This window comes from Porphyromonas pogonae (assembly GCF_036320655.1).
GTDB lineage: Bacteria > Bacteroidota > Bacteroidia > Bacteroidales > Porphyromonadaceae > Porphyromonas > Porphyromonas pogonae.
Genome location: NZ_CP143258.1, coordinates 1,961,306 through 1,985,919 on the forward strand (window position 1 = coordinate 1,961,306; position 24,614 = coordinate 1,985,919).

General features: G+C 36.8%; 17 protein-coding genes, 1 tRNA gene and 1 riboswitch. Of the genes, 9 read left to right on the top strand and 9 right to left on the bottom strand.

What is annotated here, in order from left to right; all coding sequences use genetic code 11:
- Positions 1-331 precede the first annotated feature (331 nt).
- The 7 genes from VYJ22_RS07785 to VYJ22_RS07815 form a co-directional block, all read right to left on the bottom strand.
- Positions 332-1,042, bottom strand: a complete 711-nt coding sequence (locus VYJ22_RS07785) for a thiamine diphosphokinase (RefSeq protein WP_329903376.1) — start codon at positions 1,040-1,042, stop codon at positions 332-334.
- 1 nt (position 1,043) lies between these two features.
- Positions 1,044-1,631 (bottom strand): nicotinamide riboside transporter PnuC, encoded by a 588-nt coding sequence (gene pnuC, locus VYJ22_RS07790; RefSeq protein WP_329903377.1) that lies wholly within the window; start codon positions 1,629-1,631, stop codon positions 1,044-1,046.
- A gap of 108 nt (positions 1,632-1,739) precedes the next feature.
- Positions 1,740-4,007 carry a TonB-dependent receptor gene (locus tag VYJ22_RS07795; protein WP_329903378.1) on the bottom strand — a complete coding sequence of 756 codons (2,268 nt, stop codon included), beginning with the start codon at positions 4,005-4,007 and terminating at the stop codon, positions 1,740-1,742.
- A gap of 81 nt (positions 4,008-4,088) precedes the next feature.
- Positions 4,089-4,188, bottom strand: a riboswitch (TPP riboswitch).
- Between the two features lie 153 nt (positions 4,189-4,341).
- The gene (locus VYJ22_RS07800; protein ID WP_329903379.1) at positions 4,342-5,058 is read right to left on the bottom strand and encodes a CPBP family intramembrane glutamic endopeptidase; all 717 of its coding nucleotides are present in this window, start codon (positions 5,056-5,058) and stop codon (positions 4,342-4,344) included.
- Positions 5,059-5,109: 51 nt separating this feature from the next.
- Positions 5,110-6,072, bottom strand: a complete 963-nt coding sequence (locus VYJ22_RS07805; protein ID WP_329903380.1) for a glycosyltransferase family 2 protein — start codon at positions 6,070-6,072, stop codon at positions 5,110-5,112.
- Between the two features lie 11 nt (positions 6,073-6,083).
- Positions 6,084-7,079 (bottom strand): glycosyltransferase family 2 protein, encoded by a 996-nt coding sequence (locus VYJ22_RS07810; protein WP_329903381.1) that lies wholly within the window; start codon positions 7,077-7,079, stop codon positions 6,084-6,086.
- A gap of 302 nt (positions 7,080-7,381) precedes the next feature.
- Positions 7,382-7,465: transfer RNA gene (locus VYJ22_RS07815), tRNA-Leu, on the bottom strand.
- 116 nt (positions 7,466-7,581) lie between these two features.
- Between VYJ22_RS07815 and VYJ22_RS07820 the strand changes: the two genes are divergently transcribed.
- The 5 genes from VYJ22_RS07820 to VYJ22_RS07840 all read left to right on the top strand — a co-directional run bounded on the left by VYJ22_RS07820 (position 7,582) and on the right by VYJ22_RS07840 (position 14,394).
- Complete coding sequence (locus VYJ22_RS07820) at positions 7,582-8,874, top strand: replication-associated recombination protein A (RefSeq protein ID WP_329903382.1); 1,293 nt, start codon at positions 7,582-7,584, stop codon at positions 8,872-8,874.
- Between the two features lie 147 nt (positions 8,875-9,021).
- A complete protein-coding gene (gene serC / locus VYJ22_RS07825) occupies positions 9,022-10,089 on the top strand; it encodes a 3-phosphoserine/phosphohydroxythreonine transaminase (protein ID WP_329903383.1) in 1,068 nt (355 codons plus the stop codon).
- A gap of 56 nt (positions 10,090-10,145) precedes the next feature.
- Complete coding sequence (locus tag VYJ22_RS07830; protein WP_329903384.1) at positions 10,146-11,066, top strand: NAD(P)-dependent oxidoreductase; 921 nt, start codon at positions 10,146-10,148, stop codon at positions 11,064-11,066.
- Between the two features lie 91 nt (positions 11,067-11,157).
- Complete coding sequence (locus VYJ22_RS07835) at positions 11,158-12,405, top strand: DUF1015 domain-containing protein (protein WP_329903385.1); 1,248 nt, start codon at positions 11,158-11,160, stop codon at positions 12,403-12,405.
- A 324-nt stretch (positions 12,406-12,729) separates the two neighbouring features.
- Positions 12,730-14,394 (top strand): dipeptidase, encoded by a 1,665-nt coding sequence (locus tag VYJ22_RS07840; protein ID WP_329903387.1) that lies wholly within the window; start codon positions 12,730-12,732, stop codon positions 14,392-14,394.
- Between the two features lie 1,316 nt (positions 14,395-15,710).
- On the opposite strand, the gene VYJ22_RS07845 is transcribed toward VYJ22_RS07840, so the two are convergent.
- Complete coding sequence (locus tag VYJ22_RS07845; RefSeq protein WP_329903389.1) at positions 15,711-17,060, bottom strand: IS4 family transposase; 1,350 nt, start codon at positions 17,058-17,060, stop codon at positions 15,711-15,713.
- A 334-nt stretch (positions 17,061-17,394) separates the two neighbouring features.
- Between VYJ22_RS07845 and VYJ22_RS07850 the strand changes: the two genes are divergently transcribed.
- Both VYJ22_RS07850 and VYJ22_RS07855 read left to right on the top strand, forming a co-directional pair.
- On the top strand, positions 17,395-18,102 hold the full coding sequence (locus VYJ22_RS07850; RefSeq protein ID WP_329903391.1) for a DUF5020 family protein: 708 nt from the start codon (positions 17,395-17,397) through the stop codon (positions 18,100-18,102).
- Between the two features lie 10 nt (positions 18,103-18,112).
- Positions 18,113-19,411 carry an NCS2 family permease gene (locus tag VYJ22_RS07855; RefSeq protein ID WP_329903392.1) on the top strand — a complete coding sequence of 433 codons (1,299 nt, stop codon included), beginning with the start codon at positions 18,113-18,115 and terminating at the stop codon, positions 19,409-19,411.
- A 192-nt stretch (positions 19,412-19,603) separates the two neighbouring features.
- Here the strand turns inward: VYJ22_RS07855 and VYJ22_RS07860 are convergent, their stop codons facing one another.
- The gene (locus VYJ22_RS07860; RefSeq protein WP_329903394.1) at positions 19,604-20,563 is read right to left on the bottom strand and encodes a TraB/GumN family protein; all 960 of its coding nucleotides are present in this window, start codon (positions 20,561-20,563) and stop codon (positions 19,604-19,606) included.
- A gap of 458 nt (positions 20,564-21,021) precedes the next feature.
- On the opposite strand from VYJ22_RS07860, the gene VYJ22_RS07865 reads away from it, so the two are divergent.
- Both VYJ22_RS07865 and VYJ22_RS07870 read left to right on the top strand, forming a co-directional pair.
- The gene (locus VYJ22_RS07865; protein ID WP_329903396.1) at positions 21,022-22,797 is read left to right on the top strand and encodes an ABC transporter ATP-binding protein; all 1,776 of its coding nucleotides are present in this window, start codon (positions 21,022-21,024) and stop codon (positions 22,795-22,797) included.
- Entirely contained in the window at positions 22,794-24,530 is a 1,737-nt protein-coding gene (locus VYJ22_RS07870) for an ABC transporter ATP-binding protein (RefSeq protein WP_329903397.1), read from the top strand. Before VYJ22_RS07865 ends, VYJ22_RS07870 begins: the two co-directional genes overlap by 4 nt.
- Positions 24,531-24,614: the final 84 nt, after the last annotated feature.

A 24,614-nucleotide genomic window follows, 5' to 3' on the forward strand; every position in this document is an offset into this window, starting at 1 on the left:
ACAAAATGTAAGCTCCGACAAGCCTCAATCCTCATTGGGCATGCTACACAGCAGACCTTGACAGATGCAGCGGTGTTTAGTCTGTAATTTATTACAATATTCATTGTCTTTCGATTTGTGTTATTCTTTCCTCACAAAGATACAACATTGCTCCCCCCTTGTCAAGAGGAACGGATAATTTTTTCAGAGCATTATATTACCACAGTTTCTAAGTCAGTTTTCTGAAAGTTTTGGGCTGAGATGTGTTTTATTTTTGACATTACAAAAATACACGGTTGCATCTCTTTCTGTGTCAGACGAAGTAGATACTAATTGAAATATATGTACTGACTCAATGTTTAGGAACGGAGGTATTGCTCTCTTTTACTTCATTGGATATAAATATGGAGATCGATCCTCCCGTTACCGAAACAGAGACCATATTTCCAACTGCTTCGTTGAGGGTACCGCACCACAATTCTTCAAAAATAGCATCATTAAGTTCCCATCTCAAGCCATGGGTAGTAATCCTGGCATTACCAAGAAAATCAAAAAGAGATATCTGTAGTCTCGGCTCACAAGAAAACTCAACAACGTTATTTTGGAACGATAGAAAAACCCCCTCATCTGTCATCATGATAATGAGAGGGGTTTTGTGTGCATATCTATTGAGCAAAGATACATTGGCAATCAAGTGATCTTCACGCCCTCCTGAAGCTCCTAAGATAAGTATTGATTCAGGATTATAATAATTCTGCACATAGGTAACAGCCTTTGTAAGATCGTTTGTTTCTTGTTCGGAGATCTGGATGAGCTTGCAAGAAAGAATCTCTTTTTCTGCGCTACTCAGCGAATCAAGGTCCCCAATCACAATATCAGGTATCAATCCCGTATGTGTAAGAAGCTTGTCTACCGCCCCATCACACACGATAAGTAATCTATCCTTCTCACGCACTGTGACATTAAGAATCTCTTTTATTACAGTATCCTGAGGGAAGTCTCCATTGGCAAACACTACAATGGAGGGAGCGTTGAGAGCACTAATTTTACGGAATGAAATCATACTACTTTATATTTTGTTGCATCTTCATCTTTCGCCAATTGAAGAAACCTAATACGGAAACAATGGTATTGACGAAAAATACAAAAGTGGAAATATAATCTCTGGATGCATAAAATATAAATATGCTGATAAAATTGGCTATCATCCAACAAAACCAATGTTGTTGCCATTTGTTGGCCAACCAAATCATACCAATGAAACTTATAATTGTCGCCAAGGCATCTGCCCATGGCACTAAACTATCAGTATAAGATTTCAAAAGAATGTAAGCACTGATATAACCTACTATGCCAAGGCCAAGGCTAATAAACACAGCGCGACGGCTAATATCTGTAATAGGAGCAGCTTCTTGCGAGTTACCCTTACGCAACCACATTATCCAACCGATAATACTGGTTACGAGATAATAGACATTTATAATTACATTTCCATAGAAATGTGCATTGAGCGAAACTACAATGTAAAGCATGGGAAGAATGATACCTACAGGCCACAACCAAGTGCTGGCTTTGAACTCAAGATATACCCAAATAAAATTAATGAAAGCGGCTAGGAGTTCTATCCAATGGGCCGTAATAAATTCTATCATTTAATGAAAAATTGTTTAAATAATTGCGCAAGGTAGTAAAAAAGACCGATTACCGTACTCTCTATAAAAGAGTCTCGATAATCGGTCGGGTGTGTATACATGGAGATATTAGAATGTAATTGTCAGTGATCCTAAGACATGCGTTCCGGCTTGTGGGAACAATCGGATATCACTGTATTCTTCTAGGCTTTGACCTTTTTGTACAAAACCATTATCATAAACATAACCATTGGATGAGTAGTCTTTATTGAAAAGATTATTTACCTGAAGCCCAAGATTACAGTTTGCAAGTTTAAATGCTCTAAAATCATATCCTAACCTAAGATTGCTTACAAAATACGACGGGAGTTTGCGAGCATCATTTTCTGTATTATCAAGATATTGCTTACCTACATACTGACCTGTTAGAGCAATTTCAAAATTTTTCCAATTAGCGGTGAAGCCTGTAGAAGCAATAACTTCGGGAGAAAAAGCAATTTTAGCATTTTTGAGATTTTTCTCTTCGAGTCTCAACCAATTATATTGTGCATCATATACACTGTAAAATACCTTGTAATCTTTGATCTGATTACTACTTAGGGTAAATGCAACATCCCATTGCAACCACGACGCAATTTTCCAGTTGGACGAAAGCTCAAGTCCCATACGTGAACTCTTAGGAACATTTACCGTCAACATTTCACCCACATCACTTAACCTACCGTTCAACAGCAACTGATCTTTATAACTCATATAGTAAAGGTTTGCTCCAAGCCTGATATTATTATCAACATATTTATATCCTAATTCATAGTCTATAAGTCTTTCGGCTTCGGGGTAAGCATCAGCTCCCGATTCTGTGTAATTGTTACGGCTGGGTTCTCTATGAGCGACAGCTACAGAGGCATATCCCTGATGATTACTATTGAATTGATAAAACAAGCCGGCTTTAGGATTGAAAAAGTTGAAATTGCGCTTGAGATGCATCACCTGCAAATCCTTTGTATTTTCATCATAATGATCTATAGTTCCGTCAATATGATAATTGATATGACGCATTTGCAAATCAGCATATATATTAAGTCCCTGAAGCAATTCATAATTTAACTTCAAAAATCCCAAAAAATCCGTTTTTCGACCATCTCCTTCATAGTATCTATGGTTTGGATCAAGGGCTTTGTTATAATTTTTGATCCATTTGATTTCGCCAAAGTGATCTCCTTTATACTGGTTAGCACTCAATCCCAACGTAAGATTCAATCTTTCGGGAGACCAGACTAAAGAAGCATTACCTCCATAAAAGTGATTGTCAAGATATTTGCGACGAATAAGATCGGACTTCTGAATATCTTTATCTCCGATTTTATAACTTACTAAACCATATTTTTTGAACTTCCTATTCGTGCGGTACTCATCTGTATAGCCTTTGCCTCTGGTGTAATGCCCATTGATGTTCAGATTAAGAGCAGGTGTCAGCACATGAGAAAAAATGGCTTGATAATGACGTTGATCATAATTATCAGTATTTCTATAATATTTGAAGTTTTTAGGATCTGTTTGATCTTCCTTGGAAATTAACCCTGCAGTATTGTATCTTCGTCCATAACTCTTGATATCTTCAGGAGAAATGCCGTTCCATGCAATTCCCGTAACTTCATTTCCACCGAATGTAATCAGTTTTAGCACCGAATTATCCGCAGAGTAAGCTCCTTGAATAAAGTATGATTTGAGCTTTACGCCAGAACGATCCACGAAGCCATCGGAATTTAACTTTGAAAAACGTGTATCCAATGACCAGTGGTCATTGATGATCCCTGTACCGGCTTTTACACTACGCCTAAATACTCCATAGGAACCACCACTTACACCTACCTCTGCATATGGTTTTGACTTGATACCTTCCGTTTTCATATTGATGCTTGCCCCAAAGGCTCCTGCACCATTCGAGGACGTTCCTACCCCTCTTTGTACTTGAAGATCTTGTACTGAATTGATAAAATCCGGCATATTTACCCAAAATACAGCTTGTGACTCTGAGTCATTCAAGGGAATACCATTAGTAGTGATATTAATGCGTGAAGCATCAGTACCACGAACTCTAAAACCGGTATAACCAATACCTATACCCCCATCACTCGTAGAAACAACAGAAGGTGTTGTACCGAGAATATAAGGGATATCTTGTCCGTAATTGACTTTCTTTATTTTAGATTTATCTATATTGGTAAAAGAAATAGGGGTTTTTACACCGGCACGAGTACTACTTATGGTAATCTCTTCAAGATGATAAATCTTTACGGAGTCCTTATCGGTACGATATGCTTGTGCATAAACCTCTTGCGATAAAAAGGATATTATCGGAAATGCAATAAGAAGTGATTTTATATTTTTTCTCATAACCTTTTATTGTTATTAATAAATAATCAAAGCTTATGAGGAAAAAAGGATGTGTACGTAGTATAACTTAGATATTAATAGGATAACTCAAGAAAATATTCCTACGCCGGTACTAACCGGATCAGGTTCAAGGGTAATTTCTCAGCCAAAACTTACGTGCATGGCACCCCTTATTCCTTAAAGCCGGAACAAAGATATAGAAAAAGAATATGATTTGTGCCACCACTGCGAAATATAAACCAATCTGATAGATAATTAAAGTTCAGATAGTAAGTAATGGGCTAAAAACAACTTCAAAATTATCCAAGAAGATGGAGGCAAGAGAATGTATATATTACATGGTATATATAGCAAGCATATTATTTATAAAATGAGCGAGTATAGGCAACTTGAGGCCTCTACCGTATGAATATAAATAACCAAAGCCTACACCTAAAGCGAGACGAGATAGAAACCCCGTTATAGAAAAATGGACAGCGCTAAATATGATAGCGACAATCCATATTGAGGTATTCCTACGTCCTCCGGTAATATTTATAGTAATGGGCAGTAAAGCTCCTCTGAAATACATCTCCTCAAAAACAGCCGGAAAGAGAGCCATTGTAACAATCTTTTTGATTTGTGACACAATCCCCTGTTCATCAATAATAGATTGAATCAGGGTATCCTGATCACCCTCCCATTCTAAAACTTTATTTTTTAAAACATCTGGTAAAAAATCTAATAAATATTGAGAGAAGGAAGCCAATAATGCACTCGCCCCCAATAAAAGTATAAAGATACACAACACAACAATCCAGGGTTTGGAAAAGTTGAATTTGGGTGGAAGGCGATTAAATTTGAGTGGATGGATTTGTTTTCTATTATATAATGAACACCACCCTATGGCAGGCGCCCCTATCACTAAAAAGGTATTGAATGCAAAAATGTCATATATATCCAACAGCCCCAAAAACATTGTTGATACCACAAATAAGACTAATGAGCCCGTAAAAGAAAGCACAAGCAATACCACCAAACTTTTCCACTTGACTTCTATATGTTGTTCCATATTATTAGTTAAAAGGGAGGAGTAAAATTAGTGACTAAAGAATACATATTATCATAAAAAACGGATGTGTTTGATGTAACTCATGAAAAGATAAAGGGAAATTCTTGATCGAGTGAACTTGTGTAATCCAAAAAAGGTGCGAAGTTTCTTATCAAAGAATTTTAAATTATCTGAATTTAACTGATCAGCCGAATAATCCTTTAACAATCGGGAGTATCGTAGTAGAAGTCTTTTTTCACTCTTAATTTTAAATCTGATTTTTTCCGTCCTTGTTAGCGAGTCACATTTTTGACTAAATTCCACCCTATCAATTAATGCTAACATATAATCGACATCAGATTTATATTTTTTTAGATTGACAATGCTGGTATTAACTTGCCTATAAAAATATAAATGATCAGGAATTACCACTACCCTCTCTGCCTTATCAAACACATTAAATACCCGAGCATAATCCTCATAAACACGTCCTATAGGAAATATGACATCTCTAAAAAGTTCTGATTTGTATATACTTCCCCACATATAACTTTTTATTTTTTTGTTATAAAGTAGTTCTTTGATAGCTTGTGTTTTATTATATTCTACAGGATGCTCATCAATCTTGGAATATTTCTCTTTGTAAGGTTTGTCCCATGTAAATATATAATTTCCTATTACGATATCAGCAATATATTGTTTGGCTGCATTGTATAGTTTTTCTACATAATCAGATTTTACCCAGTCATCAGAGTCTATAAACATAATATATTCGCCTTTGGACATAGATATGCCCACATTACGAACGTCCGCAAGCCCCTTATTAGACTGATGAATCACTTTTACGCGCTTGTCTTCAAAAGCCCATTGATCAGCAATCTCTCCACTCTTATCTGTTGATCCATCATCCACAATAATAACTTCAAAATCTTTATATGTTTGGCTTTTAATGGAGTCTATACATTGAAAAAAATATTTCTCCATATTATATAAAGGAACAATAATAGAAATTAAAGGATGATGACTTACGTCCATGCTTGCTATCGTTAGTAAGTAAATGTTTTTAATCTTATTTTGCCATGAAAAAGTTTAACATAAACAAATTTAAGATTTAATATTCTTTCATAATACTTAAAAGAAGAATGATTGTATTCCTTTACATTAAGCAATTCAGACAATAGCCTTTTTATTTTATTATCATATTGTTGATTAATTTCTAATTCAAATAAATCAGAGTGCCTATAATATGATCTCATTACTCTTTTACAGACCTTTGTAAAGAATAAAGCTTTTTGATAATCGGGGAAATCATTTTGTTGAATAACAAAATTGTAGAGGTCGATAAGGGCTGTAATATAATCGTATTCGTTTTTAGCGTGTTTTGTATTTACAATGCTTGTTTCACAGTAACGGTAATGATAAAGTTTGTCTTTAATTATATAAATATTACGTGCTACAGAGAAAAATTTTGGGACACTTATAATATCTTCAAAATTCCGTTTATTAATAAAGCCAAACTTCTCTAAAATACTTTTTCGATATAATTTATTCCAAACATATAACTCAATGATCTTACCATAGATCACATAGTTTAAAGCATTATTCTTAGATATTCTTCCAAACCGATTCAAATGTCTTTTTGACAGATCTTTTGTCCAGCCTTCTGAATAAAAATTACAAATCGCAATATCACATTCAGAGTCTAATTCAAAAGGGCGAAAAAGTTTTTCGTACATATTAATATCGATCCAATCATCACTATCTACAAAGCCGACATATTCGCCTTTTGAAAGAGTTAGACCTTTATTCCTTACTTCTGCAATACCGGCATTTTCTTGATGAATTACCCTTATGCGATTATCTTTATCTTTCCATTGATCTGCAATAGCCGGAGTATTATCAGTAGACCCATCATTAATAACAATTATTTCTAAATTTGTGTAGGTTTGGTCAACGATAGACTGTAAACACTGATCTAGATATTTTTCCACATTATAAGCCGGCACTACAATGGAGATCAAAGGCTTTGATGTAAAATCCATTTATAAACTACAGATTATTAAGATTATTTAAACAATCATCAAAAAACAGCACAAATTTAATATAAATATTATAGTATGCGCTGATTATTTAATCCTTTCCATAAGGAAAGAACTTTTAAGTTCCCTATAAATCAAATAAGTTCCACCCTAATACTAAGATACTGTAATCGACACTTACTTTTAATTCTAAATACTCCACAGTCCCAAATACTGCATTTTATAATTAGATTATTCCTAACATCTAGTTAAGGCATAAAAAAAGAGCCATCCTCATAAACAAAGGAAAGCTCTTTGATTGCAAGTACCCGGAGCGGGACTTGAACCCGCACAGCCATAATGGCCAAAGGATTTTAAGTCCTTCGTGTCTACCATTCCACCATCCGGGCGATAGTACATTGCGGTTGCAAAGGTAGAATAATCTTTTAAAAGTCCAAACAGACTGACTGTTTTTTTGATTTAAAGAGGATAGTATATGTATCTATTTATTTCATAAATTAGCAGTATGATTAATAAAGCATTTCAACCCCTGGCAGAGCGAATGAGACCCTCATCACTTGCTAATTACTTTGGTCAAAAGCATTTGATCGGTTCAGGAGCAGTATTACGCCAAATGATTGACAAAGGGCAAATACCTTCTATTATATTTTGGGGACCTCCCGGTGTAGGAAAAACGACTCTTGCGGAAATTATTGCTCATGCCGTAAATGTCCCTTTTTACACATTAAGTGCCATTAATTCAGGAGTCAAAGACGTAAGGGAGGTAATCAACTCAATTACACAACAAGACAATTCCATTTTTGCAGGACAAGGGAGAGCTATTTTATTCATTGATGAGATACACCGTTTCAGTAAAAGTCAGCAGGATTCTTTATTATCTGCAGTAGAAAGAGGTATTATCACGCTGATAGGTGCCACTACTGAAAATCCGAGTTTTGAGGTAATAAGACCTCTTCTTTCAAGATGTCAGGTCTTCACCCTCAACCCGCTTACGGATGAAGACATCAAATCACTTATCAAACATGCCATCACTACAGATGAGATACTTAATAAAAAAAATATAACCATAGAAGAATGGGAAGCTTTGATACGCTTTGCTGGAGGTGATGCACGCCGAGCGCTCAATATTATAGATATGATAGTAAGTTCTGAAGTTGAAAATACTATTTTTATAACAAATGAGTTAGTTCGAAACCGTGTCCAAGAAAATCCATCTGCTTTCGACAAAGGCGGAGAAATGCATTATGATATCGCTTCAGCTTTTATAAAAAGCATACGAGGGAGTGATCCTGATGCTGCTTTATATTGGTTGGCAAGATTGATCGACGGTGGAGAAGAACCTTCATTTATCGCTCGCAGGTTAGTGATTTCAGCAACTGAAGATATTGGACTTGCTAATCCGAATGCTTTATTAATAGCCAATGCTTGTGCTGATGCCTTAGATCGATTAGGTTGGCCGGAAGGTCGTATCCCTCTGGCACAAGCCACGGTTTATCTTGCTACCAGCGAAAAAAGCAATTCCACATATTTAGCTATAGGAAGAGCTCTCGAAGCAGTAAAGCAAATAGGGAGTCTTCCTGTACCAATGCATCTGCGTAATGCTCCTACTGACCTAATGAAAGATATGGGTTATGGAAGTGGTTATAAGTACGCTCATGATTACCCCGGGCATTTTGTAAAACAACAATATCTACCTGATCGACTAATAGATGAAAAATTTTGGGCTCCCGACTTATCATCCACAACAGAAAGGAAGATAGCTGAAAGGATGATTAAAATAAGGGAATCCGATAATTAAAATATTGCTTTTTTGGTTGTTTATTATATTTCCATTTAATATCTTTGTCGAAGAAGGATTGAGATAATAAAATAAAGAAACTAAAGCCTTCATGATAAATAGTAAAACAATTATAATTCTTTTTAACATTAAAAATTCAATTCTGCTATGAAGAAGCACAATTTCTCAGCGGGACCATCAATCTTACATGATGAAGTAATTAAGAATGCAGCCGATGCTGTAATGAATTTTGCAGGTACAGGTCTTTCATTATTGGAAGTATCTCACCGTGGCAAAGAATTTACTGCAGTGATGGAGGAGGCTCGTAAGTTATTCAAAGAACTTATCGATGCTCCTGATGGCTACGAAGTACTGTTCCTCGGAGGCGGTGCAAGTTTGCAGTTTTATATGGCGCCTTTGAACCTACTGCAAAAGAAGGCTGCCTATATTAATACAGGAACATGGGCAACCAATGCTATCAAGCAAGCTAAATATGTAGGAGATGTTGAAGTATTAGCATCTTCCGAAGACAAAAATTTCTCATACATCCCCAAGGGTTTTTTTATCCCTGAAGATGTAGACTATTTCCACTACACCAGTAATAACACAATCTACGGAACAGAGATTCGCAAAGACTTTGATACTAATGTAAGGTTAGTGGCAGATATGTCTTCAGATATTTTCACTCGCCCTGTAGATGTATCCAAATATGATCTGATTTATGGTGGAGCTCAAAAAAACATCGCTCCTGCAGGTGCTACTTTCGTACTTGTAAGAAAAGATGCCTTGGGTCATGTAGATCGTCCATTACCTGCTATGCTGGATTATAATATCCACATCAAAAAGGATTCTATGTACAATACACCTCCCGTATTTCCAATATATGTAGCGCTACAGACACTGAAGTGGTACAAAGAATTGGGCGGAGTAAAAGTGCTTGAAAAAATGAACATTGAGAAAGCCGGTTTATTGTATGATGAAATTGATCGTAATAGATTGTTCAAAGGCACAGTAGCGGTAGAAGATAGATCTCTCATGAATATATGCTTTGTAATGAATGACGAGTACAAAGAACTCGAACCTGAATTCGCTACATTTGCTGCAGAGCGTGGTATGGTAGGCATCAAGGGTCACAGATCTGTTGGAGGATTCCGTGCTTCCCTTTACAATGCAATGCCCAAATCAAGTGTAGAAGCATTGGTACAGGCAATGAAAGACTTCGAAAATAAGCATTAATTAATGCTTATTTTCGATTAAAAAAATTTGGCTAACCTAATTAGATCTTTAATATTATGACAAAAGTTTTAATAGCTACCGAAAAGCCTTTTGCAGCCAGTGCAGTGGAAGGCATAAAAGATATACTTACACAGGCGGGGTTTGAAACGGTATTACTAGAAAAGTACGCAGACAAATCCGCTTTACTCAAAGCTGTTGAGGATGTAGATGCTATTATCATCAGAAGTGATGTGATAGACAATGATGTTTTCGATGCAGCCAAGAATCTCAAAATTGTGGTAAGAGCCGGTGCCGGTTATGACAATGTAGACCTGAACTCTGCTACCCAACACAATGTTTGTGTAATGAATACTCCCGGACAAAATGCCAATGCTGTAGCAGAGCTTGTTATCGGAATGCTTTTATTTGGAGCAAGAAACCGATTCAACGGCACCTCCGGATCAGAATTGATGGGCAAAAAATTGGGATTACTTGCTTACGGAAACGTTGGTCGTAATGTAGCAAGAATTGCCAAAGGTATAGGAATGGAAATCTATGCTTTCGACCCCTTTACTCCCAAAGAGAGTATGGAAAAAGAAGGCGTAAAACACGTAGATACAAAAGAAGATCTTTTCAAAACCTGCGATGTGATTTCATTACACATACCAGCTACTCCCGAAACAAAAGGCTCTATCAACTATGAACTCATTTCAATGATGCCTAAAAAAGCCGTATTAGTTAATACAGCTCGCAAAGAAATCATTGATGAAGAAGGGGTATTTAAAGCTATGAAGGATAGAGAGGATATCAAATATTACACTGATATCACACCTGGCAATGACGCTGCAATGAAAGAGTTTGGCGATAGATATTTTGCTACACCTAAAAAGATGGGAGCACAAACAGGAGAGGCTAATAATAATGCCGGCTTGGCTGCTGCTAACCAGATCGTTGATTTTATCAAAAATGGTGTGGAGAAATTCAGAGTAAACAAATAATTTTATAAGTCAAAAATTGATCTAAAGCTCTCTGGTAATGTTTATAACCTTACTCGAGAGCTTTTGGTCACCCAATACATACATTATATTTATGGCAAGAATTAAACCATTCAAGGGTGTAAGACCCCCAAAGAATTTAGTAGAAAAAGTAGCTTCACGTCCTTATGATGTACTCAACTCAGAAGAAGCTCGTGAGGAAGCAAAAGGCAATGAAATGTCTTTATACCATATTATACGACCTGAAATCGATTTTCCGGTAGGCACAGACGAACACGATGAGAAAGTATACCAAAAAGCCGCTGAGAATTTCCAAAAGTTCCAAGACAAGGGCTGGCTCAAACAAGACGATAAAGAGAATTATTACGTTTATGCCCAAACAATGAACGGCAAAACTCAATATGGTCTTGTGGTATGTGCTTACGTAGATGATTACATGAATGGTGTAATCAAAAAACACGAATTGACTCGTAAGGATAAAGAAGAAGACCGTATGAAGCATGTACGTGTCAACAATGCCAATATAGAACCAGTATTCTTTGCTTATCCTGAAAATGCAGAGATTGATACCATTGTAAAGAAATATACAGCCAAAGAACCCGAATATGATTATGTAGCAGATTTCGATGGATTTGGTCATCACTTTTGGATCATTGACAATGATGAGGATATCAAAAGAATCACTGAGCTTTTTGAGCGCATGCCGGCTCTTTACATCGCAGACGGTCACCATCGTTCTGCTGCTGCTGCATTGGTAGGAGCAGAAAAAGCAAAACAAAATCCTAATCATAAAGGAGACGAAGAATACAACTATTTCATGGCTGTATGCTTCCCTGATGAGCAACTTACAATCATTGACTACAATCGTGTTGTAAAAGACCTCAACGGATTATCAGAAGAAGAATTCCTCAAGAAACTGGAAGAAAACTTTGAAGTAAAGAAAGAAGGTAAAGAAATCTATAAGCCTTCCAAACTGCACAACTTCTCCTTGTACTTAGGAGGTGAGTGGTATTCACTTACAGCCAAGCCCGGCACATTCAACGACAATGATCCTATAGGAGTATTGGATGTTACCATCTCTTCTAACTTGATTTTAGATAAAATACTTGGAATCAAAGACCTCAGAACAGACAAGCGCATTGATTTCGTCGGTGGCATAAGAGGTTTGGGAGAGTTGAAAAAACGTGTTGATAGCGGAGAAATGAAGATGGCTTTGGCTCTATATCCCGTATCGATGAAACAACTTATCGATATTGCAGACTCAGGTAATATCATGCCTCCAAAGACTACATGGTTTGAGCCTAAACTTCGTTCAGGTCTTGTAATCCATAAGTTGAGCTAAGAGTATTCTTTAGCATATATTATTTACAGCCATGAGGATGAGTTATAATTCTCATGGCTGTATATTTATGATTATTTTGCTATCTTTATAAAATACTTGTGTAATATACCACACAATATATAGAGGATATTAAGGCATATGTACATAGGCTATCATTATGAGTCTATATATTGATCATAAATCCCCCTAGTAGTTCAACATGACACTTTATAAGAATCATTGTAAGACACTCCATTAGTTATTACGAGTGGGCTAAGATTATTGAGGGTATATTAGGCTCTTTCTAAACAATCGTATTTAAACCGAATAGACACTTCATTAAACATGAAAAAAAGTTATTTTCTTTCAGTTTTTTCTATCATCGTCGGATCATGTATGTTGTCCACGCCTTCAAAGGCTTGTTCTGATCTGATTGTAGGGAAAAAAGCATCCACAGACGGATCTGTAATTATTAGTTATGCAGCAGATTCGCACACACTGTATGGCGAACTCTATCATTATGCTCCGGGAAAATATCCTGTAGGCACCATGCGTCCTATCATCGAATGGGACACCAATAAGCCACTGGGATTCATACCTCAAGCTTCTCAGACTTATTCTGTCATAGGCAATATCAACGAACATCAGGTGGCAATCACAGAAAGTACTTGGGGTGGGCGCAAAGAGCTGGTCGACGAAAAAGGAATGATCGACTACGGAAGTCTTATTTATATAGGACTACAACGCTCCAAGACTGCAAGAGAAGCAATAAAAGTCATGACTGATCTGGTACGTGATTATGGTTATCACAGCTCAGGCGAGTCATTTACTATTGCAGATAAGAACGAAGTATGGATTTTGGAGATGATTGGCAAAGGTCCGGGCAAAAAAGGAGCTGTATGGGTAGCCATCAGAATACCTGACAATGCTATCTCTGGGCATGCCAATCAAGCACGTATCCAACAAATACCATTCAATGACAAGGAAAACTGCATGTATGAGAAAGATGTGGTGAATTTAGCTCGTGAAAAAGGTTATTTTAAGGGTAATGACAAAGATTTCAGTTTCCAAGCTGCATACAATCCCTATACATCAGGGGGGCTTAGAGGCTGTGAGGCGCGAGTTTGGTCGTTTTTCCGTGAATTTAGCAAAGACATGGACAAATACCTCCCACTTGTAAAAGGCGATGTAACACAAAAGCCTATGCCTCTATATATCGTTCCTGATCGTAAAGTTTCTGTAGCTGATGTAAGAAAAGCCATGCGCAATCATTACGAAGGAACAGAACTCTGCATGACCAATGATCCTGGAGCAGGTCCTTACAATGTACCCTACCGCTGGAGACCTATGAATTTCAAAGTGGATGGTAAAGAATATTTCAATGAAAGAGCTGTTGCCACCCAACAAACAGGATTTGTGCTTGTGGCGCAACTAAGAAATAAGTTACCCGATCCTATAGGAGGCGTATTGTGGTTTGGTGTTGATGATGCAGATATGGCAGTATTTACGCCAATGTACTGCTCCATGACAAAAGCTCCGGAATGTTATAGACCCGGCAATGGAGATATGATGCATTTTTCATGGACTTCAGCTTTTTGGATCCACAACTGGGTAGCTAATATGGCATATCATCGCTATGCTCCTATGATCAAAGATATACGTCCTGTACAGAAACAACTTGAAGATCGATTCGATGCCCAGCAAGCTATGATAGATCAGGAAGCATTAAAGCTCTATAAAAAAGATCCTAAGCAAGCCATCGCTTTCCTTACAGATTACTCTATCAATGAAGCAGAGAATGCTACAGCACGTTGGAAAAGGCTGGGAGAGTATTTACTGGTAAAATACATGGACGGTAACGAAAAGAAAGAGGAAAACGGAGCTTTCAAAACCAATGGTTACGGATTGAGTGAAATGCCCAATTTTCCTGGTTATAGTGAAGAGTTCTACCGCAATGTAGTAAAAGCGGCAGGAGAAAGATTAGAAGTCAAAGGCCCCTCAGAACACTAATCCCTACCCTATCTATTAGGAATCAACAATTTATAAAAACTATAAAGCGATTGTCACAAAGTCATTAATAGACTTATGGCAATCGCTTCTATTTTGATCAGCTAATATGAATCTTCCATCTAATACTACCAGCAAACTTCACTCATACTATTGAGCTCCCACTATACCTAATCTAGTACTGATATTCACTGTTCAAGTATCCCGTAATTAATCATAGGTGAATTACTAACATGCCCATTCTCTTCTTTGTAGAACTCACATGCTCCTTCCATCGATATCTCTCTTGAGACTGTTGCAAAAGTCAACAGTCTCGTGGATTTTGGAGGCAAAGCCGACAAAAGACACTTTGACCGGACAGAGAGGGTAAAGTGCAAGGCGCTAAGAGTGAGTGCACAGGGAGTTTACTTCAGGTAAATGACCAAGCGCGAATCTCGCAAGCAACGAAGCAATTGGCCTGCTATGCAACGGTCTCCTCTTATCAATCCCATCAAACACTTTCCCCTTGCGAAGAATTAATAAAGGCTCAAATAATTTCCTTAAATGGAACCTATATAAGTCTCATTATTGTTATTTTTTTCCTTCAAAAATCTAAGACAACATTCTTGAGCCTTACGCACTTTTTCGGAATAGTATGATATTTATAAAGTGATAATGCGAGCATTCTATCAAATTGATTATTTTATACAGACATTACAATTTCAATAAAAAATCACTTAGAAACTTTTAAGGCGAATATTAAATAAAAGTAACATTATTTATCGAATAATAAATCATATTGTTTTTTTTTCGCTGATTTAGATTATAAGTTGTTGTGAAAGTATTTTATTATTATATTTCCCGAACTAGGTCGTGATATTTTTGTAGTTAGGTCTTATTAATTTTCTAACTAGGTGATGAAAATTTCTTAGTTAGAAAAAAACTGAGAGCTAGTTACAAAAAAAACAAATCTAAGTTAAAGGAAAACTCTATTTTGTAATACAAAATATCCGCAGAAAGGTTTATAGAACTCTATCTGCGGATAATTTATAAATTTGAGATATTTATTTTTTTTATTTTTTTGACTATTTGATATTTCTTGTTTTCTCTTTAATTCTGACAATATTTAAGACCGACCATTCGTCATAATGCAGTATCACATATGAGTATCTATCATTCTCCGATTGTAATGTAATATTAATTCTTGTTTCATTTGTATATCCCAATAAATTTCATCTTAATTAATAGTGTAATTCACTTCTGTAGTATAAAATACTCGTATAGTAACAAAGATACAACATTATACCCCCCTTTGTCAAGCTAATCTTTATACACATCTTTTAATTTTTTTGTTTCATGAAAGATAGTACAGTGAGGTGCTCATGGAAAACCTTTAGACCTTTGCACATGGTATTATATCCTGGAGGTCCGCCAGATTTTACATAAGCTTTCCATGATCCCAGTCGGGCTATTATCCACGAAGCCCAAGCTAACGAATCTTCCCGAAAAGGATTATTCCCATCTTTTGATCGAGGAGACTCTTTATGTAGCATTTCCATCTCTAGATGCAGCATCTCGCACTCTTCCTCTGTAAAGAGTCGATTACATGAAACGCTCTCATTGGCAGTGTCATATTTTTTCTTTAGAGTCATACACTTTAGCACAACATAGAACCCCATTGCCATAAGCTTTTTCATCGCCATACCGTTTTCTAATTGGGCAGAGGTAATACCCAAGCCTTTGGTTTTCATTAATCTAAAGACTTCTTCGATATGCCATCGATACTTGTACCACTGTATAATCCGGAGTGCATCTTCCTTACTCTTTACTTCGTGCGAGGTGAGCAAACGCCATTCGATAGGCTTTTCACCCTCGGGAACGCTACCGGCATCTTCTCTGACATGAACGTAGTGGCAGCTAATACTCTTTGAAACATCGTCTTTACCATTACCTGTGTTGCCGAAAGTGACTGGTGCATATTTGACGTCGAACAACGCCTTGCGAGGTTTACGCCCATTTTGCCTAGTGATCTGGGATGTGCAACTGAAACTAACCGGTTGTTTATCCAACCATTCGATGATACGTTCTTTTTTAGATTTTGAATCTCCCTCGAGAAGCCGATTGTGAATGGAGCGAATCAGAAAATCACATCCTTCTTCCAACGTCTTACTCATGACGGTGTAGATATCATTCTCACGATCACCCACCATGGTTTTACGTAAATTTTCTGGCAAATTTGCGTTTGCCATTTTAGCCGATGCAGCCCAACGAGACGATTCTTTCTCATTAAATCCAATTTTTTTACGCAGCTGTTTCTTCTGGCGTGCGTCTTTGCGATCTCTGTTATACAACTCAATCGAACTATAACCCATAGGGGTTTCCGTCTCAGGGTCAAAGAGCAAGCAAGGATGAGCAAAGATGCTGTACTCCGAACTCTTGTTGGTTCCATACCCATAATCTTCGTCATTAGGGTTTAATCTGCCACTGATATTATCAAAAGTAAACTCTGTAGTATCCTGAATGCAAAGCACATGCTTAAGATCTTTGCAACATTGTGCGCTATTTGCGGTAACGCAGTCCAAAAACTGATCCATTTTCCATCTTTTATTATTTAGGAGTCGATAAGCCCCCTGCCTTTCTGCATGATTCTTAAAACAACTGTTCATGACCCCGTCCACACGACGTGTCATTGCTGCCAAGACGAAATATAATCGCTTAGCGATACGTGCATCTTTTATGACGCCTGAAAATGTTAAGTTACATATATAAAGATACGAAAAAAACAACGAGGATACAATGCAATAAATTGAATAAAAGTATGTTAAATCGTTGAGATATGTGTATAGATTAGTTTGTCAAGAGCCCCAAGGGTAATTTATGTGTCAAAGAGAAATCTTTTTGATCACCCGATATATCCTATTTGAGTCACATTATAATTAAAAGGGTAAGCAATTGTGTTTTTAGTTATAAAAAACTATCTTTGCGCTTTCTAAAAAACAAACGAACTATTAATTTTTTAGGCCTATGAAACGAATCTCTACCTTAGTATTCAGCCTATTTATCCTTTTAGGCGCTTCATCACACGCACAAAACATCCAGTTCAATTATGATTTTGGTCGCGACATGTACTCAAAAGATCTACCCGCTCGTCCTCGTGTTTTCACAACAGTGGAGCATTTCAATATGGACAAATGGGGCAGTAATTATTTCTTTGTAGACATGACATATTCCAAAGACGGCATTTCTAGTGCTTATTGGGAAATATCACGAGAGTTTAGTCTTGGAAAATCCCCCCTTTCTTTACATTTGGAATATGATGGAGGTCTGTCCAATAAATACTCTTATAATGATGCTTACTTAGGTGGTTTGACCTATGGATGGAACAGCACTAAGGGCAATTTCGGCTTTACTGTTACCCCTATGTACAAATACATTAGGGGTATTGACAATCCTAATACATTCCAGCTCACGGGGACATGGCGTTACAGCTTTGCAAATGATAAACTACTCTTTAGCGGATTCGCTGATTGGTGGTATCAGGATCAATGGTTTTATGGTAATTGGATATTCATTTCAGAACCGCAATTATGGCTCAATCTTAATAGGCTCAAAGGCTTCAGCCCTGATTTTAACTTGAGCGTAGGTACAGAGTGGAAATTCTATTACAACTTTGTAGACGAAGGGATGAAATGGATACCTACCTTGGCTTTGAAATGGACTTTCGGAAAATAAAATAATAAACATGAATTGGCATACAGCATTGGGATTTAATCCCAAAAAACATTCATTCCGCACCGAACTTATTGCGGGGATGACCACCTTCCTGACGATGAGTTATATACTTGCCGTCAATCCCGATATCTTACAAGCAGCAGGTATGGATAAGGGCGCTGTATTTACAGCTACTGCTTTGTCATCTGCTTTGGCCACCATTCTACTTGCTTTTTTGGCTAAACTCCCCTTTGCGCAAGCTCCCAGTATGGGTATAAACGCTTTCTTCGCGTTTACTCTGGTTCAAGGCATGGGATATAGCTGGGAGGCAGCTTTGGCAGCGGTATTCATTGAGGGTATAATATTTATTCTTCTCACGGTTTTTAATATTCGTGAAAAAATAGTCAACTGTATCCCTATAAGTCTCAGGTTTGCTATTTCGGCTGGAATAGGCATGTTCATCGCATTCATCGGTCTCAAAAATGCAGGTATTATAGTATCACATCCCGCTACATTCGTAACACTGGGCAAATTTACCGGGCCTGCATTATTAGCATCAATAGGTATTATCATCAGCGGAGTATTGGTAGTACGCAATGTAAAAGGAGGTCTTTTTTATGGTATTGCTATTTGTACCATTATAGGAATACCCATGGGTGTAACCGTTTTGCCGGATCATTTTTCACCGGTATCCATGCCTCAAAGTCTTTCCCCTACATTCCTCAAACTTGATTTTGCACCTCTCCTTAGTCCCGATATGATACTAACCATTTTTGCTTTGGTATTTATGGATATATTCAATACCATAGGCACATTGATAGGAGCAGCGGCCAAAACAGATATGATGGATGAAAACGGAAATGTGATACATATAAAGCAAGCTATGATGGCTGATGCTGTAGGAACTAGTCTTGGAGCTATGTTGGGAACCTCTACTGTTACCACTTACGTAGAGAGTGCATCCGGTATTGCCGAAGGCGGAAGAACGGGTCTCACTGCATTCTTTGTAGGAGTCTTTTTCTTGATAGCTCTATTTTTCTCGCCTTTGTTTTTACTTGTTCCCAGTGCTGCTACTACAGGAGCATTGGTGCTCGTTGGGGTGTTTATGCTTGATGCTATTAAGAATATCGACCTTACTGATATATCGGAAGCCATGCCCTCATTTATTACTATGATCACAATGGTGCTTACCTACTCTATCGCTGAAGGTATGGTACTCGGGATGCTCTCGTACGTATTGGTAAAATTACTATCGGGTAAATTGAAAGATATTTCTATAACACTGTGCATCCTGAGCGTGCTCTTTGTCCTGCGCTATATTTTCATGTAGTGTAACGTCTTTACAAAGTAAAAAAAACTGTCCGATAAACTTCAATAACATAAGTTGTATTCAGAAGAGCGACTTAGGTTATTGAAGTTTATCGGACGATCTTTTTTCTTTTGATTAGAATTTCTCAGGGATTACAGTAAAAAATACAGTTATGATTTGAGTAGGTCTAAGAAGCTTGAATTTCCTCTCATATTATTTCAAAATAGGAGTAACTTTGTACCCCTTGGATCTTAGGATTTCAATAAGTCCTTCTTTACCTACCAAATGCCCTGAACCTACAGCTATTAATGTAGGGGCACTCTCAATATATGGTATAATCTTTTCCAGCCACAACTGATTCCGTTCATATACTAGCACATTCCTCAACACACTATCCATCTTATCAATATCAGTAGATAATCGATGGAGATAACCATGCTTATAATTAAGAATCATCTGATTTGTTTGTCTTTTCAAAGAATCTTCAGATTTAATATCATTGAGAAGGTCTTCATATTGTCTGCCTAATGATTTAGAAGTAAATAGAATACGCATATAACGTGCTGCCTGTTCGGGGATCTCAAAAAAAGCGTTCTCTTTTTTATCCCTTAAAGCACGCTTTTGTAAATTACGATCCATTGCTCCCTCTTTACCATTTTCATCTATGATTTTGGAATACTCCGCCAATTGTAACATCAGACCAATTACAGAAGGTCTGAATTTAAGCATAGATTGATCTCCTAATCCATTCCTCTCGAGCGCATCTTTCAATATCTTTAGATCTTGAGGGGTACTCAAAACATCATAAGTTGTATCTGCCGGCATTATCATAGCAGCCTGCATATATGTCATAATTTTTGTGGAAGCCTCTTGAGAAAGGTCTTGCTCTGTGACAAGACGATCGACATGGGTCCATGCTTTTTTGAAACCAGGAATACTATCAATATAACTTCCGCCAACTACATGGAATGTACCCAATAGATAACTTGGAGATGATAACTTACCTCCGGTTACATACCATAAAACAGCATCGTCTTTAGCTTGTTTGAGTTTGGGTGTTGTAGCAACAGTTCGTGGTGATTTAATTGCAGGAGAAGCATCCTTGTATAAAAAACAGGAAGTAAGGACACACACGCCGACAATAAAAAACAAAAGTTTTTGAAAATTTTTCATCCAATATTATTATATGTATATACTTGTAATACAATATTACTCATAATATATGTAACTACCAGATGAAATAAAAATCTCATGCCCCCTTTTTAGGGTATATAAATAGGTGTAAAATCACTATAATGAGGGATTGAACGTTTTTTTAATTATAAATACTTTTGATTGTCAATTGAAATAAAAATGTTTGTAAAATTTTTGGGTAGAGTATTCCTGATTCTCGTTTTAATTAAAAGAGATAGATATTGATTTACACAGCGAAGTCTCATCCAGCCATAAAACAATAGTATTTGATAAATCGTCCATTGCCAAATGAAAGAATATAGGAGATACAGATTGCTATCCAAATTATTTTTTGCCATGCAATTTCACAAGACAAGCAAGGATTATAATAAATCCGAGAAAAGCCCGACAAACATGTTGGGCTTTTCTTTTGAACGACACTTAAAAATGTTCATTATATGAAAGGATCAACCATTTCCAATTTGAGGAAGTACATGGGAAATAGAAAAGAGTTACTCACCATGTCTCTCATTACTTCTGCTCTGAGCAGCATTGCCGGAGTGATTCCCTTTATATGCATATGGGTTATTGTACGTATGATTTTTGAAGACAATCACTCTACAGACACTATTTCACTTTACGCATGGGTAGCCTTTGGCTTCTCTATTCTATGCGTCATTTTGTATTTTGCTTCATTGATGCTATCACATTTAGCAGCATTCAGAGTCGAAAAAAACATGCGCTTTACAGCCATGCAGAAAGCAGTGCATATACCACTGGGATTTTACAATAAAAATACGGTGGGAAAAATGAGGAAGATTATTGATGACAATGCAAGTATTACACATGTATTCACTGCTCATCAACTACCGGATCTTATAGGAGGTATTATGATGCTGGTGACAACATTTATTTTCTTATTTGTTTTTGACTGGAGGATGGGACTGGTATGCCTTATACCTCTAATCATAGCAGTATGGATGTTTCAAAACATGATGGGTAATAAAACATACCAAGAAAGCATGACACAGTATATGAATTTTCTGGAAAAAATGAATACTGAAGCAGTGGAGTATATACGAGGAATACCGGTAGTAAAAGTATTTCAACAGACAGTATACAGTTTCAAGCGTTTTTACAAAAGTATCATGACCTATAGTGAATGGGCCGGGAAATATACTGTGAATAGTCGTACTCCAATGCTTATTTATACTCTAGCTCTGAATGGGTTCATATTTTTGCTCATTCCTTTTGCTGTAATTCTTATTAATACAGGAAGCGACTGGCGAGAAGTGGTTATCAATCTTATTTTTTATATCCTTATTACTCCATTCTTCAATCAGAGCTTAATGAAAATCATGTTTATGTCTCATGGCAAACAGCAAGCAGATGAGGCACTTATCAGAATAGATAAGTTGATGAGTGAATACCCTTGTTTCGAAACGGAGGAACAAGATAAGCCAATCATCAAATATGACATCGATTTGATAAAGGTATCATTTACTTATGATAAGGGTGAAAAAGAAGCTATACATAATTTAAGCCTTCATATTCCTGAAAATAAAACATATGCTTTGGTAGGAGCATCAGGTAGTGGTAAAACGACCTTGGTACGCCTAATGGCAAGGTTCTGGGATTGTACGCAAGGTGAAGTCCGTATTGGTGGTATAAATGTGAAACATATAACTCCTGAAGAATTGATGAAACATATTTCTTTTGTTTTTCAAAATACTACCCTTTTCAAAACAACTATTAGAGAGAATATATTATATGGCAAGCCCGATGCTTCACAGGAAGAACTCGACAGAGCCATAAAAATGGCTCAATGTGAAGATATTATTAATAAGCTTCCTGATGGATTGGATACCAAATTAGGTACTGAAGGTATATATTTATCGGGAGGAGAACAGCAACGAATTGCACTGGCACGTGCATTTCTCAAAGATGCTCCGATTCTTTTGTTAGATGAGGCTACTGCATTTGCAGATCCGGAAAACGAGCATGAAATACAAATAGCGCTTAGAAGCCTAATGGAGAATAAGACTGTAGTAATGATAGCACATAGACTATCTTCTGTAACTAATGTAGATAGAATTATAGTAATAGAGGAAGGAACTATAGCAGAACAAGGTAATCACCAAGAGCTTCTTGATAACAAAGGCCTTTACTATACTATGTGGAATGAATACCAACAATCAGTTCGCTGGACAATTAAAATGGAGGAAGTACAATGATCAAATATATTCAGAACCGATTTGCAATGAGTGAAAAAGGCGCACGTGATTTTCTCAAAGCATCTTTTGCCACAACATTACAAAACCTGACATTCATGCTACCGATCATGCTGGTATATATCTTTTTGGAAAAAGATCTACTACCCCTTATGTCAGGCACAATAAATCAAAGTAGCCATATTGGGCTATATATTGCAATTATAGTAATATCATGTATCATTATATACATAGCATCGTACTGGCAATATAATAGCTCATATCTCACCACTTACACAGAATGCGCCAATAGACGCATTTCTATTGCAGAGAAACTTAGAAAACTTCCACTTTCATTCTTTGGCGAAAAAAATCTGTCGGATCTTAGTAGTACCATATTAAGTGATGTAGCAGATTTGGAGCAATTATTCTCGCACTGTGTACCCCAACTTGTGGGAGCATCGCTGACGCTGATAATTGCATTCTTCGGCTTAGGATATTTCAATTGGACTCTGACTATTGCTTTGTTTTGGGTGGTACCTATTGTGCTCATTATTTTTATCGGAACAAAAAAAATAGAAAAGAATATACACCAAAAGGAATACGTAAGAAAACGTAAGTTGAGCGAAAAAATACAGGAAGGGATTGACCAAATCCAGGAAATAAAATCATACAATCATGAAGAGCGTTATCTCAATGAGCTTAAAACAGAACTAGATGATTATGAAAAGAATCAAACAAAAGGTGAATTGCAGATAGGAATTATCATTAATCTGATACAAGCTATTATTAAGATGGGGCTCCCTACTCTTATTCTCGTAGGCGCAACTTTGTTGATCAAGGGTAATATAGATTTTCTCACGTATCTTTTCTTTCTTATTATATCGTCTGTAATTTATGAGCCTTTGCTCCAAGTCCTCAATCAAGGTGCTATCTTATTCTATATTGATGTAAGGATCGACAGAATGAATGAAATACTCAACTTACCCACTCAAAAGGGGGTAACACACTGTGAGCCTAATAACTTTGACATAAGATTTGAACATGTAGATTTTTCTTATCAAGACGGTAAATCTGTACTCAAAGATGTTTCTTTTCTTGCAAAACAAGGAGAAGTCACAGCTCTTATAGGCCCTTCAGGAGGAGGTAAAAGTACCTCTGCAAAGTTGAGCGCACGATTTTGGGATATCAATAAAGGGAGTATAACTTTAGGAGGGATCAATGTTAACAGTATTGACCCCGAAACCCTTTTGCATTATTATGCAATTGTATTTCAAGATGTGGTTCTTTTCAATGCTTCCGTAATGGACAATATTCGAATCGGGCGTAAAGAGGCTTCAGATGAAGAAGTATTACGAATGGCGAGCTTGGCACAATGCGACGAATTTGTCAATAAGTTGCCTGAGGGTTATGACACCATCATTGGAGAAAATGGGAATACACTATCAGGAGGCGAAAGACAACGTATTTCTATTGCACGCGCTCTTTTAAAAGACGCACCTATTGTATTGTTGGATGAGGCTACAGCTTCGCTTGACGTTGAAAACGAAACCCAAATACAAAAAGCGCTATCACACCTTATCAAAAATCGCACTGTTCTTATAATTGCACATCGTATGCGCACAATAGCCAATGCCGATAAGATAGTGGTGCTACAAGAAGGTCGTGTAGTAGAAAGTGGGTCTCCAAAAGAATTAATGAATAAAGAAAGTATTTACAGACAAATGATAAATACGCAATCGTGCATAGAAGTATAGATATTAATATTATTAAAAAAGATGGGGATGAAATAATAAAATACAATTGATTATGTCTACTTTTAGTTTTCTAGATAATTCAAT

Excerpts from the sequence above, each read along its gene's own strand:
- VYJ22_RS07785 (WP_329903376.1), bottom strand. The coding sequence starts at position 1,042 with ATGATTTCATTCCGTAAAATTAGTGCTCTCAACGCTCCCTCCATTGTA.
- pnuC (WP_329903377.1), bottom strand. The coding sequence starts at position 1,631 with ATGATAGAATTTATTACGGCCCATTGGATAGAACTCCTAGCCGCTTTC.
- VYJ22_RS07795 (WP_329903378.1), bottom strand. The coding sequence starts at position 4,007 with ATGAGAAAAAATATAAAATCACTTCTTATTGCATTTCCGATAATATCC.
- VYJ22_RS07800 (WP_329903379.1), bottom strand. The coding sequence starts at position 5,058 with ATGGAACAACATATAGAAGTCAAGTGGAAAAGTTTGGTGGTATTGCTT.
- VYJ22_RS07805 (WP_329903380.1), bottom strand. The coding sequence starts at position 6,072 with ATGGACGTAAGTCATCATCCTTTAATTTCTATTATTGTTCCTTTATAT.
- VYJ22_RS07810 (WP_329903381.1), bottom strand. The coding sequence starts at position 7,079 with ATGGATTTTACATCAAAGCCTTTGATCTCCATTGTAGTGCCGGCTTAT.
- VYJ22_RS07820 (WP_329903382.1), top strand. The coding sequence starts at position 7,582 with ATGATTAATAAAGCATTTCAACCCCTGGCAGAGCGAATGAGACCCTCA.
- serC (WP_329903383.1), top strand. The coding sequence starts at position 9,022 with ATGAAGAAGCACAATTTCTCAGCGGGACCATCAATCTTACATGATGAA.
- VYJ22_RS07830 (WP_329903384.1), top strand. The coding sequence starts at position 10,146 with ATGACAAAAGTTTTAATAGCTACCGAAAAGCCTTTTGCAGCCAGTGCA.
- VYJ22_RS07835 (WP_329903385.1), top strand. The coding sequence starts at position 11,158 with ATGGCAAGAATTAAACCATTCAAGGGTGTAAGACCCCCAAAGAATTTA.
- VYJ22_RS07840 (WP_329903387.1), top strand. The coding sequence starts at position 12,730 with ATGAAAAAAAGTTATTTTCTTTCAGTTTTTTCTATCATCGTCGGATCA.
- VYJ22_RS07845 (WP_329903389.1), bottom strand. The coding sequence starts at position 17,060 with ATGACACGTCGTGTGGACGGGGTCATGAACAGTTGTTTTAAGAATCAT.
- VYJ22_RS07850 (WP_329903391.1), top strand. The coding sequence starts at position 17,395 with ATGAAACGAATCTCTACCTTAGTATTCAGCCTATTTATCCTTTTAGGC.
- VYJ22_RS07855 (WP_329903392.1), top strand. The coding sequence starts at position 18,113 with ATGAATTGGCATACAGCATTGGGATTTAATCCCAAAAAACATTCATTC.
- VYJ22_RS07860 (WP_329903394.1), bottom strand. The coding sequence starts at position 20,563 with ATGAAAAATTTTCAAAAACTTTTGTTTTTTATTGTCGGCGTGTGTGTC.
- VYJ22_RS07865 (WP_329903396.1), top strand. The coding sequence starts at position 21,022 with ATGAAAGGATCAACCATTTCCAATTTGAGGAAGTACATGGGAAATAGA.
- VYJ22_RS07870 (WP_329903397.1), top strand. The coding sequence starts at position 22,794 with ATGATCAAATATATTCAGAACCGATTTGCAATGAGTGAAAAAGGCGCA.